This is a genomic window from Morganella sp. HSTU-ASny43 (assembly GCF_022819185.1).
GTDB lineage: Bacteria > Pseudomonadota > Gammaproteobacteria > Enterobacterales > Enterobacteriaceae > Morganella > Morganella morganii.
Genome location: NZ_WSPG01000008.1, coordinates 87,675 through 104,134, shown reverse-complemented (window position 1 = coordinate 104,134; position 16,460 = coordinate 87,675). Strand labels below are relative to the sequence as shown.

Here is a 16,460-nt window from a genome sequence, read left to right as displayed (position 1 = left end):
TAACACATAAAAAGGATAATAACGTTGAATACCCGCACTTATCAGTTTTACCAGGTCGATGTTTTTTCTGATGTACCGCTGCTCGGCAATGCGCTGGCGGTGGTGGTTGATGCAGATGATATGACGGATGAGGAAATGCACCGTTTTGCCCGCTGGACAAACCTCAGCGAAACCACCTTTTTGCTGAAACCGCAGGATCCGCAGGCCGATTACCGGGTCCGCATTTTTACGCCGGACGGTGAATTGCCGTTTGCCGGACACCCGACCCTGGGTACCTGTTATGTCTGGCGCGAAACACAGCAGTTTAATGATAAGCGCGATATTATTCAGGAGTGCGGAGTCGGTATGGTGACTGTCCGTCAGCAGGATAACCGGCTGGCATTTGCAGCCCCGGCACTGTTACGCGGCGGGGATACTGATCCGCAGCAGGTGGCATATATTGTGAAAGCACTGGGGCTGCGTGATGAAGATGTGGTGCGCTCCGCATGGGTGGATAACGGCCCGGGATGGATTGGCCTGCAACTGACTTCTGTTGCGAAGGTGCTGGCAGCGAAACCGGATTATTCTCTGCTGGACGGGTACGATATCGGCCTCTGTGCACTGTATGATGACCAGAGCGGACCGGTTCAGCTGGAAGTCCGTGCATTATGCTGTTCTCTGGGGGAAGAAGACCCGGTGACCGGCAGTCTGAATGCGTCGCTTGCCCAGTGGCTGACCGGCGAAGGTATTTTACCGGAATGCTATGTGGCCGGACAGGGACAGGTTATCAGCCGTGACGGCAAAATCTTTGTCACTAAGGAAGCGGGTCAGGTATGGGTTGCCGGGGATGTGACCTGTGTGATCACCGGACAGGCAGCGCTGTGCTGACTGAAAACAAACCAAAAGGATAATTACCGTGAACAACAAAACCCATTCCTTTTATCAGGTTGATGTGTTTTCTGATGTGCCGCTGCTGGGTAATGCACTGGCGGTGGTGGTTGATGCGGATGATCTGACGGATGAGGAAATGCACCGTTTTGCCCGCTGGACAAACCTCAGTGAAACCACCTTTTTGCTGAAACCGCAGGATCCGCAGGCTGATTACCGTGTCCGCATTTTCACCCCGGATGGTGAATTGCCGTTTGCCGGACACCCGACCCTGGGCAGTTGCCATGTCTGGAAGCAGCATACCGGTTTCAGTGAAACGCGGGATATCATTCAGGAATGTGCCGCCGGGCTTATTACGCTGCGTCAGTCTGAACAGGGAACTGCCTTTGCCGCACCACCGATGATTAACGAGCGGGATCTTACAGAAGACGAGTGCAATACGGTTGCATCGGCATACGGTATCCCCCGCAGTGCCATTTTGCAGGCAAAATATATTGATAACGGCCCGGCCTGGACAGGGATTGAGGTGGATTCCGTTGCCCGCCTGCTGGCAATCACCCCGGATTATGCGGTGCTCAGCCAGTCAGGGAATAACGCGCTGTATAAAATCGGCGTGTTTTCCCGGTATCCGGCAGGCAGTGATGCCGTACTTGCGGTAAGGGCATTTATTAACCGCAGAGGCGCGGAAGACCCGGTAACCGGCAGCCTGAATGCAGCACTGGCACAGTGGCTTATCAGCAACGGCACATTGCCGCCGCACTATCTGGCGCGGCAGGGTGAAAGTGTGAAGCGTGACGGCTGGCTGAGTGTCCGGCAGGATGCCGACGGGATCTGGGTCGGCGGTGTTGTGACAGACTGTATCCGGGGTCAGGTTTCACTGCGCTGAAAAATACTCACCGGCGGATATTATGCCGCCGGTGATGTCAGTGCAGACTGCAATACCATCTGACCGGCACGAACCATCTCTGCCAGTTGCCCGGCACTTTCACCGGCCCGGGCGCGCAGGGAAATACTGTGCAGGAACGCAGTCAGTGTTTTCGCCAGCAGCGGGGCGCAATCCGGATCGTGCAGCGCAGTTTTCTCTTCATTCAGACAATCCAGCACCATCATCTCCTGCGCCGCAATCACTTCCTGCAGACGCTTGCGGATGGCAGGGTCGTACACTTCGGCGGCGGCTGTCGATAACACCATACATCCTGCAGGGCCGTGCTCTCCGGTATAAAGGGTGACGGTTGCCTGTAACCAGCGGGTCAGGCGGGCGGCCAGCGGCTCACCGGGCGTCTGCGGTGCCAGTGCGGCGGAGTAATGCGCCTGAGCGATTTCACCGAACCTGTCCATTGCCAGCTGATAAAGCCGTTCTTTATTACCGAAAGCAGCGTACAGGCTGGGTTTCCTCATGTCCGTTTCTGCGGCCAGTTCATCGAGAGACGTTGCGGTATACCCTTTGCGCCAGAACTGCGCCATGATTTTATCCAGTGCGGCGGCACTGTCGTAATTCCGGGGTCTGCCTTTTTGTGCCATTTGATTACCGATCAGTATAAAAACAATTTACATCATTGTACCTCATGCATTATTTTACCGGTTAGTAAATAAATGTTGTCACGGAGTATTTTGATGTCTGATCATGATTATGCAGTTGAAACTATTTACGGGCTGAGCACGCCTTCCATTCAGGCGCTGATCGCTGCCGGACGCGCATCACAGCCCGCATTACTGAAAGTCGGCATTTTTGTCTGTCCGGGTTATATGCCGATGGATATCAACGGTGCGCAGTCTGTTTTTACGATTGCAGGGGCGGAAATCTATTTTATCTGGAAACGCCGGGAGCTGGTGGAGGGCTATATCGGCTGGCCGACGATGCCGACAATGACCTTCGATGAGTGTCCGGATGATCTGGATGTACTGGTGACCGGTATGGTGCCGCCTGAGGTGATTGAAGATCCGGAGGTGATCCGCTTTTTCGCGCGGGCAGGGCAAAAAGCAAAATATGTGATTGGCACCTGTTACGGTTCGCTGATGCTGGGTACAGCCGGATTACTGAAAGGCAGAAGGGCAACCAGTAACAGTAATGTGGTGCCGATGCTGCCGGATGTCGGGGCTGTTGCCGTCGGCGGCAGTGATGTGGTGATAGACGATACTATCTACACCTCCGGCCCGGCTACCGGTTCGTTTGATGCCTCATTACTGGTGCTGAAAGCCCTGCGGGGTGAGGAACTGGCTGCGCTGGTTGAACTGGCGATTGAATATGACCCGCGCCCGCCGTTCCGCACCGGCTCCCCGCAACTTGCAGGGCCGGAAATGACCGCCATATCACAAAGTATGACCGCGCCGCTGAACCGGCAATATCACGAAGCGGCGAAACGGGGCTATGCCCGTTATCAGCAGATGATTCAGGACTGACAAACCGGGTAATAGGCTGTCAAATCCGGGATTTTGTTTTTTATCCAGTCAGTGATAAGAGACAATGCTCCCGGATGATAGGCTTCCCGTCCGGCATACAGAAACTGCCACTGGCGCAGTACCGGCCAGTCGCTGCTGAGCTGATAATTATAGGCGGGTGCCTGTAATAAACCGTGCCCGGCCTGCGGAAAGACAATGACTTTTGTCTTTGGATTATCTTTCAAAAGTGACTGATAACGGCAGGAATTCTGCCGGGCATCGACATTCAGATCTTCCGCGCCCCATACCGCCAGCACACGCCCGTTCATCTGAGGGATTGCCGGGGTGGCATCACTGAGATAATTTTTGACCACAAATTCAAAGCGGTCGGGTGTCATATCACTACGTTGTGCCGGGTCTTTTGAGCCATTGCGGCCAAATATCCGGTCATTCTCTGCCTGTTCTGCTGCCAGCAATTGTTTAATGTCTCCCGGCGATTTTCCCTGCTGTGCGTAGCGCAGCCCCTGATAAAATTGTCCCTGATCCCGCCAGTTCACCGCACCGCCGATAATCACGGAAAAATCAGGCTGCGATTGTGCCGCCGCTGCCGGGATCACCCATCCTGCCTGGGAGAAACCAAGAAAGCCAATCTGCACCGGGGTATTCTGATAAAGGGATTGCAGCAATGTCAGTGCGGCCACGGCTTCCTCTGCGCGATCATCCATTGATTGATGCAGCCAGTTTCCCTGACTGTTACCGATACCGGCTTTATCCCAGGAAAATACTGCAATACCGGCATCCAGCAGGGTATTAAACAGCGGGTTATATCCGTTGTCTGAATATCTGTCCTGCGGGCCGTTACCGTGGATTATCACGGCAACCGCTGCCGGATGTCCGTTGCCGGGCAGCAGCAGGGTACCGGAAAGCCTGTTTCCCTGTGAGGTGAAGGTCAGTTCTTTTGCCACTGCATTGTCAAAATCAAAATCATCAAGATGGCTGGTAAAAAACAGTACCAGTCCGGCAATCAGTAACAGCAGAGCAAGCCCGGCAAGTTTCCGGCGGAAATAACGCTGTATCATGTTGTTATTCTTCGCCCCCGCGAACAGTGATCATCGCAGGGAATGCAGGGCGGAGAAAGGCGGCAGCAGCGGCTCGGGCCAGCGTTTCGGTATCGCACTCTTCGCGGTTGGATAACGCGACGATAGTGGTGTCTGATTTTGTCAGCCGGATAAAGTAAGTGCTGGTACCCATCCAGCCTCCGGCATGTTCCAGACTCAGCTCACCGAAATGATGAAGGGTATGTAACCCCGCAGCATAAGGCTCATAATCCGTAACGGGCGTGCCGTTTTTTGTCAGCGGGGAAAGGGTTTCTGACATCTGTTGTATCAGCGCAGTACCACCGATGCGGGCGGTGCGGTAGTTTTCGCCCCATTTCATCAGGTCAGCGGCACTGGAATGTACCGCGCCGTCGCCGGTGTGTGTCCACGGGCTTTCAGAAATCCGCCACTGACCGGCAGCTTTGCCGTAGCCGGTGGCAATGGTCTGCGGTGCCGGATATTGCTCAACAATAAAAGTATGGTTCATTTCCAGCGGTGCAAAAATCCGTTCACGGGCAAAATCAGCAAATGACTGCCCGCTGACCCGCTCAATAACCTGAGATAGCAGAAAATAGCCGGTATTACTGTAATCATGGCGGGTTCCGGGCGGAAAATCCGCTTCTGTCTGACTGACCAGATCCGCCAGGGTTTCCTGTGGTGTCAGCGGATCATAAAAGCCGGTTTTACGGGCAAAAGCCAGATCCATATAATCCTTCAGTCCGCCGGTGTGGTGCAGCAGGTGGCGTAATGTCACCGGACGTGCATATTCGCCCAGCTCCGGCAAGACGGACAAAACAGAATCACTGAGCGAAATTTTACCTTCCTGCACCAGTAACAGCAGCGAAAATGCGGTGAATTGTTTGGAAACGGAGGCTAAGTTGAAAATAGTGTCCGGTGTTACCGGCGTGCGGGTTGCCACATCCGCCATGCCCCGGCAGCTGTACCATGTTGCGCCGTTATCGGTATGTACCATGACGATAACACCGGGCTCATCCGGCGAAAAGCCTTCTGTCAGCGCATTCAGTGCCGTTTGCATTATTGTTTCTCTCTTATTTTTACAAGGCAGGTTTATTTTAAGACTAATTGCGCTGAAAAATATTGTCGAGAAGATACTGAGATGCGCCGTCAGCGGCTTAAGGTAGTGTTCAGATTAACCGGTGCGTTTAAAACACTGGCTGTGTTGCAGAACAAAGTCGATAAAACAGCGCTGCCGGGGAGAAAGTGCCTGACTGCGGTAATACACCGCATTAATCGGTAGTTTGTTTTCATAAGTGTATGATGTCAGAACCTGACGAAATTCCCCGTTTTCGCGCATTTCGTGTGTCACAAAATCGGAAATACAGGCAATTCCCGCGCCGGAACGTGCCAGATTGCAGATAATTTCCCCGCTGCTCGCAGCCAGTGACGGGGTAATTTTCAATCCCTTTTTATTACCGTTATACAGCGGCCAGGTGTTCAGGCTTTCCGGTGTGATAAATCCCAGCAGAGTGTGCTGTGCCAAATCTTCCGGCGTTTTCGGTTCGCCATGCTGCTGAAGATAACGCGGACTGGCCAGAATCCGCTGGCGGGTGTAGCCCATCAGCGTGGCATGCAGGGAAGAATCCGCCAGCGGACCGAAGCGGAATGCGATATCGGTTTGTTTTTCCAGTAAATTGGTGATGCCTTCATAGTTAGTCAGTTCAAGACGGATTTGCGGATAACGTTCATGGAATTGTGTCACCAGCGGTGCTATCACATGGAGCTGAACAGGTGTTGAAGCATCAATACGCAGTGTGCCGGAGGGGATCTCTTTGTGGTTCATCAGCACATCTTCCGCTTCCTGCGCCAGTTGCACCACATCACGGGCTTTTTGTAAAAACAATGCGCCTTCTTCACTCAGTTTAAGCCGCCGCGTGGTGCGGTACAGCAGCGTACTGTTCATCTTTTCTTCAAGACGCAGCAGGGCGCGGCTGATGGCGGATACGGTCAGCCCGTTTTGTGCGGCAGCGGCTGTGACGGAGCCGCTGTCAACGACGGCAATAAATGCCCGCATTTCTTCCAGGGTGATTTTCATTATTGCGTTTTATTCAATTGTTTTTTGCAGATTAGCGGCTGTTTCCGCAAAAATCAATGTGGCAGAATCGCCGTCCTGACAACACTGTGACGTTGTTTTTTATTCTGAGGACATTATGCGAACAAATACTGCTCTGTTATCCCTGTCTGTCGGCGCGTTTGCTATCGGGGCAACGGAATTTTCCCCGATGGGTATGCTGCCGGAAATCGCCGGGTCACTGGCTGTTTCCATTCCCGCCGCCGGGATGCTGGTTGTGGTGTATGCACTGGGCGTGATGCTGGGTGCACCGGTGATGACGTTACTGCTGATCCGGCGTTCGCCCAAAGCGGCACTGATTTTCCTGATGAGCATCTTTACGGCAGGTAATGTGCTGTCGGCACTGGCGCCGGATTACAATACACTGCTGTTTGCCCGCTTTATCACCAGTCTGAATCACGGCGCGTTTTTCGGCATCGGTGCGATGGTGGCGACACGGGTGGTAGCCAAAGGCAAAGAAGCCGGGGCGATTGCAGGTATGTTTATGGGGCTGACCATTGCCAATATCGGCGGCGTTCTGGCGATCACCAAACTGTCTCAGATGCTGGGCTGGCGTGAATCCTTCTTTGTGGTCAGTCTTCTCGGCCTGCTGACAATGGCGGCGCTGTTGCGATCACTGCCGCGTAATATGCAGGGACAAGAACTTAATCTGCGCCGTGAATTACAGGTACTGACCCGTCCGGCGGTATTACTGGCAATGTTGTGTACTGTGCTGGGTGCCAGTGCCATGTTTACGTTTTATACCTATATTGCCCCCGCACTGACCTTTATCTCGTCTGTGCCGGAAACGCAGATCAGCATCATGCTTGTTCTGGTCGGACTGGGCTTCACACTGGGGAATTATCTGGGCGGTGTATGGGCAAACCGTTCGGTTTCCCGCACATTGTACGGATTATTTGCACTGCTGGCGCTGACGATGGTTCTGTTTCCGCTTATGGCCCGTGACACTGTCACTGCGGGGATTATGCTGGTTATCTGGGGAGCGGCCAGTTTTGGTATCGTTCCGCCGCTTCAGGTAAAAGTGATGCAGGTAGCCTCAGAAGCGCAGGCGCTGGCCTCATCAGTCAATATCGGTGCCTTTAATCTCGGCAATGCAGTCGGTGCCGCGCTGGGCGCATCGGTGCTGGCAAACGGTGGTGATTATGCCGGTGTCAGTTATGCAGGGGCAGCGGTAGCCGCCGCCGGATTAGTGGTGCTGCGGATAACCTTACGCCGGACAAAATCGCAGAAGCCTGCTTCAGATGCAGAGCAATGCACGACTATATAAATGAATCAGCAGGTTAAACCAGTATGGCAGTCCGTGATGTAAATCCACGGACTGCTTGTCTTTTATGCGGGTTATTGATTAGAGTGGTGAATTCTGTTTACTGCTAACCGGTGATTTTGCTATGACAACCTCTTCTGACACAACATTCCGTACGTTGTATCCGGCCATTGAGCCTTATGAGACCGGGTTTCTCGATGTTGGTCATGGTCACCGGATCTATTACGAACGCACCGGCACACCCGGTGCGAAACCGGCTGTTTTCCTGCACGGCGGACCCGGCGGCGGAATCAGCCCGGAATACCGGCGCTATTTTGATCCAGCCCGTTATGATGTGCTGCTGTTTGACCAGCGCGGTTGCGGGCGTTCAACACCGCATGCGGAAATTTCCCATAACACCACATGGGATCTGGTGGAGGACATTGAGCGGCTGAGAAAGCATATCGGTGTCAGTAAATGGCTGGTATTCGGCGGCTCCTGGGGTTCGAGCCTCGCACTGGTATACAGTGAAACGCATCCGCAGCAGGTCAGTGAAATCATTTTGCGCGGTGTGTATACCGTGACAGAGGCGGAACTGAACTGGTATTACCAATTTGGCGTTTCACAGATGTTCCCGGAAGAGTGGGAAGCCTTTTTGGCACCGGTTCCGGTGCAGGAACGGCACAATATGATTGCTGCGTATCATAAACTGCTGACCGGTGATGATGTTCAGGTTCAGCTGGCGGCGGCCAAAGCCTGGACTCTGTGGGAAGGGAAAACCACCACACTGCTACCGGATGCAGAGCACGTTGGCGAATTTACTGATGACCATTTCGCCATCGCCTTTGCCCGGCTGGAAAATCACTATTTTTATCACCGGTGCTGGCTGGAGGAAGGTCAGTTGCTGCGTGATATTCACCGGCTGCAGGGTATTCCGGGAATTATTGTTCACGGCCGTTATGATATGCCGTGTCCGGCAACCTTTGCGTGGCATCTGCATAAAGCCTGGCCGGGATCGGTGCTGCACCTGATTGAAGGTGCAGGGCACGCGATGTCTGAACCGGGGATCCGGGATCAGCTGCTGCGGGCCACAGACTATTTTGCCGGTCAGGAGCCATGACCGGTAATCTGCAGGGTATTTTGGGGCTGGTGATCACCAGCTCCGTGCTGATTGCCATTCCGGGGCCGAGTATTTTGTTTCTGGTCGGCCAGGCGTTATCTGCCGGGAAGAAAAATGCCCTGAAAGGCGTGGCGGGAAATGCCATCGGTATGTACAGCATTGCGGTATTGCTTTCTTTCGGAATTGGTGCGGTGCTGATGTCTTCTCCGCAGATCCTGATGATTATCCGTCTGATCGGGGTACTGGTTTTGCTGCTGATTGGCTGGCAGTATGTCCGGGCATCCCGGATCAGTATGGCGATGGATATGCCGGCGAATAAAGGCCGTCAGTCGTTGTTTGCCGGTATTATTGTCGGTGCCGCGAACCCGAAATCCGTGATTATGTTTGGTACGATTGTTCCCGGATTTACCGGTGAAATTCCGCCGGAGATGTCCGCTACCACTGTGTTGCTGCTGATGTCGCTGATCCCGATAGCCCTGGGCATTGTTATCGATATTATCTGGGTTTATGCCGCACATGCTGTTAAATCCGCGTCATTTTTCCGGGGGAACAGTCTGCGCTGGTTTAATCTGTGCGGCGGTATCCTGATGATCCTTATGGCATTACTGCTGTCGGTGGCATCGGTGATTTAATCCTCACCGGTAACCGGCGTATACACCAGTAACCGGTTGGATTTATCGATATCAAATGTCAGGGACGCATACTCGTAGGTTTCCCGTCTGCCGTTAAATTCAATTTCGCGGATGCCGTTACAGGGCTGATATATTTCGTGTTTATTCCACAACGTGTCAAAAGCCGCAGATTCCTGACATAATGCCGTTATCATCCGCTGAATATTGGGGTCATGCTTTGTTCTGGCATAATCCCGGCGGAAACTGGCCAGCAGACGCTGAGCATCGGTTTCCCAGTCTGTAAAGCGGGTCTGATAGCGGGGATCGGTAAACAGCAAATACAGAAAGTTACACATCCCGGGCTGCGCTTCAGAGAAGTGCAGGTAACGATCTGCTTTTTCATTATACGCCAGCACATCCCAGTGCAGATTCAGCACATAGCAGAGATAATTATCCGGAAAATCATCCAGCATCCGGGTGATAACCGGCGGCACATGATGCTCTGTATCACCGGAAGCTTCCGGAGCCCGCTGGTGAGCCAGCAGATACAGGTGCTGGCGTTCTGCTTCATTCAGACGCAGTGTCCGTGCCAGGTTGTCCAGAAAGCGGGTGGATACTCCGATTTCACGCCCTTGTTCCAGCCAGGTGTACCAGGTCAGGCCCACCCCGGCAAGTGCGGCGACTTCTTCGCGGCGCAGACCGGGAGTACGGCGGCGCGAAGTATGCGGCAGCCCCACACATTCCGGGGTCAGACTTTCGCGTTTTGTGCGTAAAAAATCAGCCAGTTCCGGCCGCGTGCGCGGGTTTTCACTCATTATCAGATGCCTTATGCTATGTTGCCCTGAGTTCCTGTCACTATTAGTAATAGTATAAACGGTTAAATTGTAACAGAATAACGACCTGATTATAGTCTCATTCCTGCTTTTAAAAATGGCAAAATGAGAAAAACATGAATCAGCAGCAACGTATTGCACTGTTTGTATTAGTCCTCGCCGGGTTTGTCACTATTTTTGATCTGTTTGTCGTCAATGTGGCGATAGTCAGTATCGAACGCGGCTTACAGGCCAGTTTCACTGAACTGACACTGATTATTGCCGGGTATGAACTGGCTTTCGGCCTGCTGCTGATCACCGGTGGGCGGTTGGGCGATATTTACGGACGCCGCCGGTTATATCAGGCCGGAATGGCCTTTTTTACACTCGCGTCACTGTTGTGTGCTGCCGCACCGACAGCCTTATTACTGGTGATTGCCCGTTTTATCCAGGGACTGGCTGCCGCATTACTGTTCCCGCAGGTGTATGCAGGTATTCGCCTGAATTTTGATGAAACACAGGCAAGAAAAGCATTCGGCTGGCTGGGGATGACGCTGGGGCTGGCCGCGATTGCCGGTCAGGCACTGGGGGGCTGGCTTATTACCCTGAATCTGTTTGATATGAGCTGGCGGCTGATTTTTCTGGTTAATCTCCCTGTTGGTATTCTGGCTCTGGTATTGTCCCGCCATTTACAGGAGGGGCGCGTTGCGGACGGACTCACCACTGACTGGCCGGGCGTACTGTTATCCGCTGCCGGAATTACCGCATTTCTGTTACCGCTTCTGATGTTACCGGTTTGGGGCCTGACACTTTTCAGTGCCGGATTGCTGTTTACGGGTATGGTTCTGTTGTTCTGTTTTGTCCGTTATCAGCAGCATTTATCACGCACCGGACAAACGCCGCTGTTTGATATTGCCGTACTGAGCAACCGGCCATTTGTTACCGGCACCGGCGCTGTGCTGTGTGTCTATGCCACCTCATCCGCATTTCCGCTGATACTTTCCCTGTTACTGCAAAACGGTATGGGGGCTACACCGCTGGAAGCCGGGCTGATTTTTGTACCGTCCAGTATCGGCTTTGTTATTGCCTCCTTTATTACCCCGCGAATGATTATCGGACGGGGCGAACCGGTGATTTATTACGGTGCATTAGGGTATGCCGCCAGTTATCTGGTATTAATCGCCGGGCTGAATCTCCTGCCGCAAAGCACCGCAAATACGATACTCAGCCTGTTTCTGTTTTTGGTCGGGTTCACACAGGGCATGATTATGACCCCGATGCTGAACATTGTGCTGTCCCGGGTTACACCGGCACAGGCCGGGATGGCATCCGGACTGACGGCCACATTACAACAGATTGGTGCGGCAACCGGTGCAACCGCAGTATCGGTTATTTTACAGTTTTCACTCCGGCACCGCGGGGATACTGTACTGTTATCTGCCCCGGCCGCAGTTTACAGTGTCAGCCTCGGGTTCAATGTGCTGATGGCACTGTGTGCCGCATATCTGATTTACCGCATAACACGCGCCCGGCAGCCGGAAATAGTTTCCTGTCTGTAGTGCATCATTACGGATGTATTAAAAAAAGCAAATACCCCGAATTGTGTATTTTCAGCCAATGTGATACCACGTAATGTACGAATAACAGCGATACAGGGAGTTGTCTGATGATTACAATTTCACACCTTGACCATCTGGTTCTGACTGTGGCCGATATTGAAAAAACCTGTGATTTTTACCACCGCGTACTGGGGTTTTCGGTCATTACATTTCGCGGGGATCGCAGGGCTCTGGTGTTTGGCCGTCAGAAAATTAATTTACATCAGGCAGGAAATGAATTTCTGCCGAATGCGGATAAACCGGTACCCGGTTCAGCAGATCTTTGCTTTCTCACCGGAACCCCGGTTGAACAGACGCTGGCGCATCTGGCAAAAGAAAAAATTGTTGTGGAAGAGGGGCCGGTGGAACGCACGGGGGCAACCGGCCCGATAATATCAGTCTATTTCCGTGACCCGGATTTAAACCTGATCGAGATTGGCCTGCCGGTGACGTCCCGGCCGGTATAAGCGGATAACAAAACCGCAAATCAATATCAGCACTATTGCAGCACAGATGAGTGCTGCAATGACATTTTCCTGTAAGGAGAACGCAGACACCATCATGCCACCGGCAGCAGACCCGGCAGCAATACCGGTGTTGAAAAAGGCGATATAAAGTGACCCGGTTATTTCAATCGCTTGTGCGCTGTAGCGGATCATCCAGTTCATCAGCGTCACAGATACGCCGCCGTATGCCATTCCCCAGAGCGTGAGAATAATGATGTGTGATGCAGGAACGGCAGGCAGCAGGAGTAACCCTGTCAGGCTCAGGGCAATACCGCCGGTAATGCAGAATACGGCACGGAACAGATGATGACCGGACAATAACCCCAGCACGAAATTACCGGCAATACCTGCAATGCCGTACAGCGCCAGTAACCCGCTGAGTTCATGTGCCTGCAACTGAGGATCCCGTTGCAGAAGCGGGCGGACAAAGGTAAATGCCATAAAGTGGGCAGTCACCAGCAGTAATGTGATCAGCAAGCCCGTCAGGATCACCGGGCGGCGGAGTTGGGTCAGAAAATCGCGGACAACCGGTGCCTGAACCGGCGGCAGAGAGGGAAGATTCAGCATCAGCAGCAACACCGCCAGGGAAAACAGGCTCATGATACCAAACACGCCACGCCAGCCGACCCATTCACCGAGGATCACCCCGGCGGGAATTCCCAGCACAGATGCGGCGGCAACACCGGCAAATATCAGAGAAGTGGCAAGTGCCACATGCCGTGAATCGACCAGCCTGACAGCTATTCCGCCGGCGATTGCCCAGATCCCGCCGATGCTCAGCCCGACAATAATCCTGGCCGCGACCAGAACAGAGAAGTGGGTGGCTGTTGCCGCACAGATATTGGCCACCATTAATAACAGCATCAGTATCATCAGCAGATAACGACGGTTCAGGCGGCCGGTGAACAGAATAATCAGGGGGGAACAAAGCGCAGCGACCAGGGCCGGTATGGTTAGCATCAGGCTGACATACGCCTGTGGCACCCGGAACTCTGCCGCAACCGGTGTCAGTAACCCGACCGGCAGCATCTCTGTGGTGACCACGGCAAACGTTGCGAGGGTCAGCGCAACAACAGAAAACCATCCCCGGCGGGCAGGCGGCAATGAAGGTGATAAACAATGACTGTCTGACATACATTCCTCATGGTAATAACTTTACTTGAGAAGAGAGTCTATCTGCGCCAGTATGACAGATAAATATCATCTTTGGCCAAACACCGGGGACAAATCGTGGCAGATAAAAATGGTTTACTGCTGGATAACTTATTCGATGTGCTGGTTTTTGTACGGGTCAGTGAAACCGGTAATTTCACATCAGCAGCTGAAAAACTACAGATTTCACGTTCCGCTGCCGGAAAATGCCTTCAGCGCCTGGAAAACCGTGTCAGTACCCGCCTGCTTCACCGGACCACACGGCGGTTGCGTCTCACAGAAGAGGGCGAATGTTTTTATCTGCATGCCAAACGGATATTATCCGAGGTGGATGATGCGGAAAATGCATTATATGAAGGCAGACAAAAACCTTCCGGCACATTGCGGGTCGCTGTTCCTGTGGTTTTTGGCCGCAATTATGTGATGCCGGTGATACAACAGTATGCCGCACAATGGCCCGATGTTGATATTGATGTCAGTTTTTCTGATGATTACTGTGATCTGATTCAGGAAGGTATTGATGTGGCCGTGCGTATCGGCGGTAATGATGATAGCCGCCTGGTGCGTAAAGTTCTGGCGCCGCATCGCCTGGTGACCTGTGCGTCACCGGGTTATCTGGAACGGCACGGTATACCTGAAACACCGGAACAGTTAGCAGCACATGAGTGTCTTATCTTCCGCCACCGGGGACGAAATGTTCCCTGGCAGTTTATGCGGGATAAAAACGTTCAGTTGCATCCGGTCAGCGGCCGGTTCAGTCTGGGAGATACCGGCGCGGTTCTTGATGCTGCACTGGCTGATGGCGGAATCTGTCAGCTTGGTGCTTTTCTGGCAGGGCCTGAGATAGCGAAAGGGGTATTGCAGCCGGTACTGACTGCATTTACACCGCCCGGAGAACCTGTGTGTGCGGTATATCCGTCAAAACAATTTCTGGCGCCGAAAGTCCGCGAATTTCTCAATACACTGGAAACACAATGGCAGGGGAAAGCGGTATGGGAATCCCCCGTTAATCAAGCATAAGGAATAACTGATGACAGATAGTGAATTTCTGGCTCAGGCGATAGCACTGGCCCGCCGGAATGTCGAAAAGGGCGGTCGCCCGTTTGGTGCCGTTGTGGTCAGAAACGGGGAAATTGTCGGTGAAGGGGTTAATCAGATGCTTGAGCTGCATGACCCTACCGCCCATGCGGAATTGCTGGCTCTGCGCCATGCCGGTAATCACCTCCGGCAGACCCGGCTGGAAGATTGTGTGGTGTATGCCAGCGGACAGCCATGCCCGATGTGTCTTGCCGCAATGCGGATGGCAGGTGTGACCCGTGCCGTCTATGCTTATTCCAATGCAGATGCGGAACCTTACGGTTTATCAACAGCATCCATCGCACAGGCTTTACGGGCAGATCCGCATGAACAGCCCGGCTTCTCTTTTACACAGCAAAAACCGGAAGGTGAACCGTCACTGTATGATTTCTGGCAGCAAAAACAGAACTGATTATAGTTGCCACTGATGCTGCCGGGTTTCCGGCAGCCGGTATTCCTGATACCATACCCGCCGGTATCCTCTGCCGGTTTCGTATTTTTACCTTCTGTATTTTCCGCTCTGTTTCACATCCCTCTTATTTATCCTCTGAATATGCTGCTGTTTATCTGCAGTGCACCCTCTGTCTGCCGCCTGTCATTTCGTCTGTTTTATCTTCCCCTGATGAGTGAATTCAATCCGTAACCCGTTTATTTTCATTTCGTTATACAGGATTTTTATGATTTCACCTTATACATTGCCGGTACTGGCATTCACGGTATTTTTTACCGGCGTTACTGAATTTATGGTTTCACCGATGCTCACGCCGCTGGCGGCTGCATCTGATGTCACACCCGCGCAAGCCTCATGGCTGATTGCGGTGTATACCTTATCGTATGCGCTCGCCGCACCGATGCTGGGACGATTATCAGACCGTATCGGCCGTTACCGGATGTTGCGTGCCGCATTATTGTTGTTTGTGGCAGATGGTATCGCACTGGCACTGGCACCGTGTTTCAGTGTGGCTGTGGGCTTGCGTATTCTGGGCGGTCTGGCCTCTGCTGCGCTGATCCCATCTGTTTTTGCACTGATTGCAGAACAATTTCCGCATGACAGACAGGCTTCCGCGATGGGACTGGTGATGACGGGTATGACCGCCGGTATTATCTCCGGCCCGGTGATTGCCGGATGGCTGACAGTCCGCTGCGGCTGGTATGCACCTTTTCTGCTGACTGCCGCCGGAAGTCTGGTCATGTGGATAGCCTGTTGTTTTGTGTTTCGCGGTGTCAGCCGGACTTCCTCTCAACCGTCAATCCGGCCCGGTAAATGTTATTCACGGGCATTATCGGGGCTGATCACGGCAAAAGGTCTGTGGAACGGTACTGCAGTGGTTATGTTTGTTCTCAGTGGTGAATTGCTGCGTGACCGGTTCGGGCTGAATACAGAAACGATAGGGCTTATCAGTGCAATATTCGGTGGCGGATTACTGACCGGGAATCTTCTGATGCCGCTGCTCCGGCGTTTAAGCGGTACAGATACCCGGCTGCTGCTCATCAGCCTGATAGTGATGAGTGTGATGATTGCCGGATTTATCAGCGGAACAGGCGGGCTTCCCGGGATGATGTTGTGGATGTTATTGCAGGGATGCGCTCTGGGAATTGCCGCTCCCGTCAGTACAGCCATCATTGCTGAGCATGCCGGAATACGTAAAGGAGAGGCTCTGGCATTGTCAGAAAGCATGAATAATCTGAGCATCTTTATTTTATTACCGGTGGCCGCAGCACATCAGGATAGTCAGATATTATTACCCGCAGTTACCGCGCTATTATTTTGCGCTACGGCACTGACGTGGTGCATTCTCAGCGCGATATATTGCAAAAAGTAATAATAACGAGAGAAATTATCTCTTCCGGAACTCATTGATACCGATCACGTTTACCCGAAGCGAAAATCAATATCATTTACGTTATA

The 16,460-nt window shown here is 52.9% G+C and carries 17 protein-coding genes; 11 read left to right on the top strand and 6 right to left on the bottom strand.

Translation table 11 applies throughout. The features are described from left to right. The first annotated feature begins 24 nt into the window (after positions 1-24). Positions 25-867, top strand: a complete 843-nt coding sequence (locus GN208_RS06345; protein WP_004238425.1) for a PhzF family phenazine biosynthesis protein — start codon at positions 25-27, stop codon at positions 865-867. A gap of 28 nt (positions 868-895) precedes the next feature. Next, positions 896-1,753 (top strand): PhzF family phenazine biosynthesis protein, encoded by an 858-nt coding sequence (locus GN208_RS06340; RefSeq protein WP_015422713.1) that lies wholly within the window; start codon positions 896-898, stop codon positions 1,751-1,753. 20 nt (positions 1,754-1,773) lie between these two features. On the opposite strand, the gene GN208_RS06335 is transcribed toward GN208_RS06340, so the two are convergent. After that, positions 1,774-2,388, bottom strand: a complete 615-nt coding sequence (locus GN208_RS06335) for a TetR/AcrR family transcriptional regulator (protein ID WP_004237638.1) — start codon at positions 2,386-2,388, stop codon at positions 1,774-1,776. A 93-nt stretch (positions 2,389-2,481) separates the two neighbouring features. Here GN208_RS06335 and GN208_RS06330 point away from each other — a divergent pair, with 93 nt between their 5' ends. Beyond that, the gene (locus GN208_RS06330; RefSeq protein WP_004237636.1) at positions 2,482-3,267 is read left to right on the top strand and encodes a DJ-1/PfpI family protein; all 786 of its coding nucleotides are present in this window, start codon (positions 2,482-2,484) and stop codon (positions 3,265-3,267) included. Here GN208_RS06330 and GN208_RS06325 read toward each other — a convergent pair. From GN208_RS06325 to GN208_RS06315, 3 genes are all read right to left on the bottom strand, one after another. Beyond that, a complete protein-coding gene (locus GN208_RS06325; RefSeq protein WP_004237635.1) occupies positions 3,258-4,325 on the bottom strand; it encodes an alpha/beta hydrolase in 1,068 nt (355 codons plus the stop codon). The two genes, GN208_RS06330 and GN208_RS06325, sit on opposite strands and share 10 nt — an antisense overlap. Positions 4,326-4,329: 4 nt before the next feature. Continuing rightward, on the bottom strand, positions 4,330-5,379 hold the full coding sequence (locus GN208_RS06320; protein WP_004237634.1) for a serine hydrolase domain-containing protein: 1,050 nt from the start codon (positions 5,377-5,379) through the stop codon (positions 4,330-4,332). 114 nt (positions 5,380-5,493) lie between these two features. Then, on the bottom strand, positions 5,494-6,396 hold the full coding sequence (locus GN208_RS06315) for a LysR substrate-binding domain-containing protein (protein WP_004237633.1): 903 nt from the start codon (positions 6,394-6,396) through the stop codon (positions 5,494-5,496). Positions 6,397-6,511: 115 nt separating this feature from the next. Here GN208_RS06315 and GN208_RS06310 point away from each other — a divergent pair, with 115 nt between their 5' ends. From GN208_RS06310 to GN208_RS06300, 3 genes are all read left to right on the top strand, one after another. After that, the gene (locus tag GN208_RS06310; protein WP_243828316.1) at positions 6,512-7,699 is read left to right on the top strand and encodes an MFS transporter; all 1,188 of its coding nucleotides are present in this window, start codon (positions 6,512-6,514) and stop codon (positions 7,697-7,699) included. 121 nt (positions 7,700-7,820) lie between these two features. Beyond that, a complete protein-coding gene (gene pip / locus GN208_RS06305; protein ID WP_004237631.1) occupies positions 7,821-8,795 on the top strand; it encodes a prolyl aminopeptidase in 975 nt (324 codons plus the stop codon). Then, positions 8,792-9,427 (top strand): LysE family transporter, encoded by a 636-nt coding sequence (locus GN208_RS06300; RefSeq protein WP_004237630.1) that lies wholly within the window; start codon positions 8,792-8,794, stop codon positions 9,425-9,427. Before pip ends, GN208_RS06300 begins: the two co-directional genes overlap by 4 nt. On the opposite strand, the gene GN208_RS06295 is transcribed toward GN208_RS06300, so the two are convergent. Beyond that, complete coding sequence (locus GN208_RS06295) at positions 9,424-10,221, bottom strand: helix-turn-helix transcriptional regulator (RefSeq protein WP_004237629.1); 798 nt, start codon at positions 10,219-10,221, stop codon at positions 9,424-9,426. The two genes, GN208_RS06300 and GN208_RS06295, sit on opposite strands and share 4 nt — an antisense overlap. Positions 10,222-10,355: 134 nt before the next feature. On the opposite strand from GN208_RS06295, the gene GN208_RS06290 reads away from it, so the two are divergent. Both GN208_RS06290 and GN208_RS06285 read left to right on the top strand, forming a co-directional pair. After that, positions 10,356-11,777 (top strand): MFS transporter, encoded by a 1,422-nt coding sequence (locus GN208_RS06290; RefSeq protein ID WP_004237628.1) that lies wholly within the window; start codon positions 10,356-10,358, stop codon positions 11,775-11,777. A gap of 110 nt (positions 11,778-11,887) precedes the next feature. Then, positions 11,888-12,283 carry a VOC family protein gene (locus GN208_RS06285; protein WP_048884229.1) on the top strand — a complete coding sequence of 132 codons (396 nt, stop codon included), beginning with the start codon at positions 11,888-11,890 and terminating at the stop codon, positions 12,281-12,283. On the opposite strand, the gene GN208_RS06280 is transcribed toward GN208_RS06285, so the two are convergent. Further along, the gene (locus tag GN208_RS06280) at positions 12,236-13,456 is read right to left on the bottom strand and encodes an MFS transporter (RefSeq protein ID WP_004237627.1); all 1,221 of its coding nucleotides are present in this window, start codon (positions 13,454-13,456) and stop codon (positions 12,236-12,238) included. The genes GN208_RS06285 and GN208_RS06280 overlap by 48 nt on opposite strands. A 96-nt stretch (positions 13,457-13,552) precedes the next feature. On the opposite strand from GN208_RS06280, the gene GN208_RS06275 reads away from it, so the two are divergent. From GN208_RS06275 to GN208_RS06265, 3 genes are all read left to right on the top strand, one after another. Further along, positions 13,553-14,494 (top strand): LysR family transcriptional regulator, encoded by a 942-nt coding sequence (locus GN208_RS06275; RefSeq protein ID WP_015422711.1) that lies wholly within the window; start codon positions 13,553-13,555, stop codon positions 14,492-14,494. Positions 14,495-14,504: 10 nt separating this feature from the next. Next, positions 14,505-14,963, top strand: coding sequence for a nucleoside deaminase (locus GN208_RS06270; RefSeq protein WP_004237625.1), 459 nt, complete (start codon positions 14,505-14,507; stop codon positions 14,961-14,963). A gap of 265 nt (positions 14,964-15,228) precedes the next feature. Beyond that, complete coding sequence (locus GN208_RS06265; protein WP_061057397.1) at positions 15,229-16,374, top strand: MFS transporter; 1,146 nt, start codon at positions 15,229-15,231, stop codon at positions 16,372-16,374. Positions 16,375-16,460: the final 86 nt, after the last annotated feature.

Coding starts and splice junctions, on each gene's coding strand:
- GN208_RS06320 (WP_004237634.1), bottom strand. CDS start 5,379: ATGCAAACGGCACTGAATGCGCTGACAGAAGGCTTTTCGCCGGATGAG.
- GN208_RS06290 (WP_004237628.1), top strand. CDS start 10,356: ATGAATCAGCAGCAACGTATTGCACTGTTTGTATTAGTCCTCGCCGGG.
- GN208_RS06265 (WP_061057397.1), top strand. CDS start 15,229: ATGATTTCACCTTATACATTGCCGGTACTGGCATTCACGGTATTTTTT.
- GN208_RS06325 (WP_004237635.1), bottom strand. CDS start 4,325: ATGATACAGCGTTATTTCCGCCGGAAACTTGCCGGGCTTGCTCTGCTG.
- GN208_RS06270 (WP_004237625.1), top strand. CDS start 14,505: ATGACAGATAGTGAATTTCTGGCTCAGGCGATAGCACTGGCCCGCCGG.
- GN208_RS06295 (WP_004237629.1), bottom strand. CDS start 10,221: ATGAGTGAAAACCCGCGCACGCGGCCGGAACTGGCTGATTTTTTACGC.
- pip (WP_004237631.1), top strand. CDS start 7,821: ATGACAACCTCTTCTGACACAACATTCCGTACGTTGTATCCGGCCATT.
- GN208_RS06280 (WP_004237627.1), bottom strand. CDS start 13,456: ATGTCAGACAGTCATTGTTTATCACCTTCATTGCCGCCTGCCCGCCGG.
- GN208_RS06335 (WP_004237638.1), bottom strand. CDS start 2,388: ATGGCACAAAAAGGCAGACCCCGGAATTACGACAGTGCCGCCGCACTG.
- GN208_RS06330 (WP_004237636.1), top strand. CDS start 2,482: ATGTCTGATCATGATTATGCAGTTGAAACTATTTACGGGCTGAGCACG.
- GN208_RS06300 (WP_004237630.1), top strand. CDS start 8,792: ATGACCGGTAATCTGCAGGGTATTTTGGGGCTGGTGATCACCAGCTCC.
- GN208_RS06310 (WP_243828316.1), top strand. CDS start 6,512: ATGCGAACAAATACTGCTCTGTTATCCCTGTCTGTCGGCGCGTTTGCT.
- GN208_RS06315 (WP_004237633.1), bottom strand. CDS start 6,396: ATGAAAATCACCCTGGAAGAAATGCGGGCATTTATTGCCGTCGTTGAC.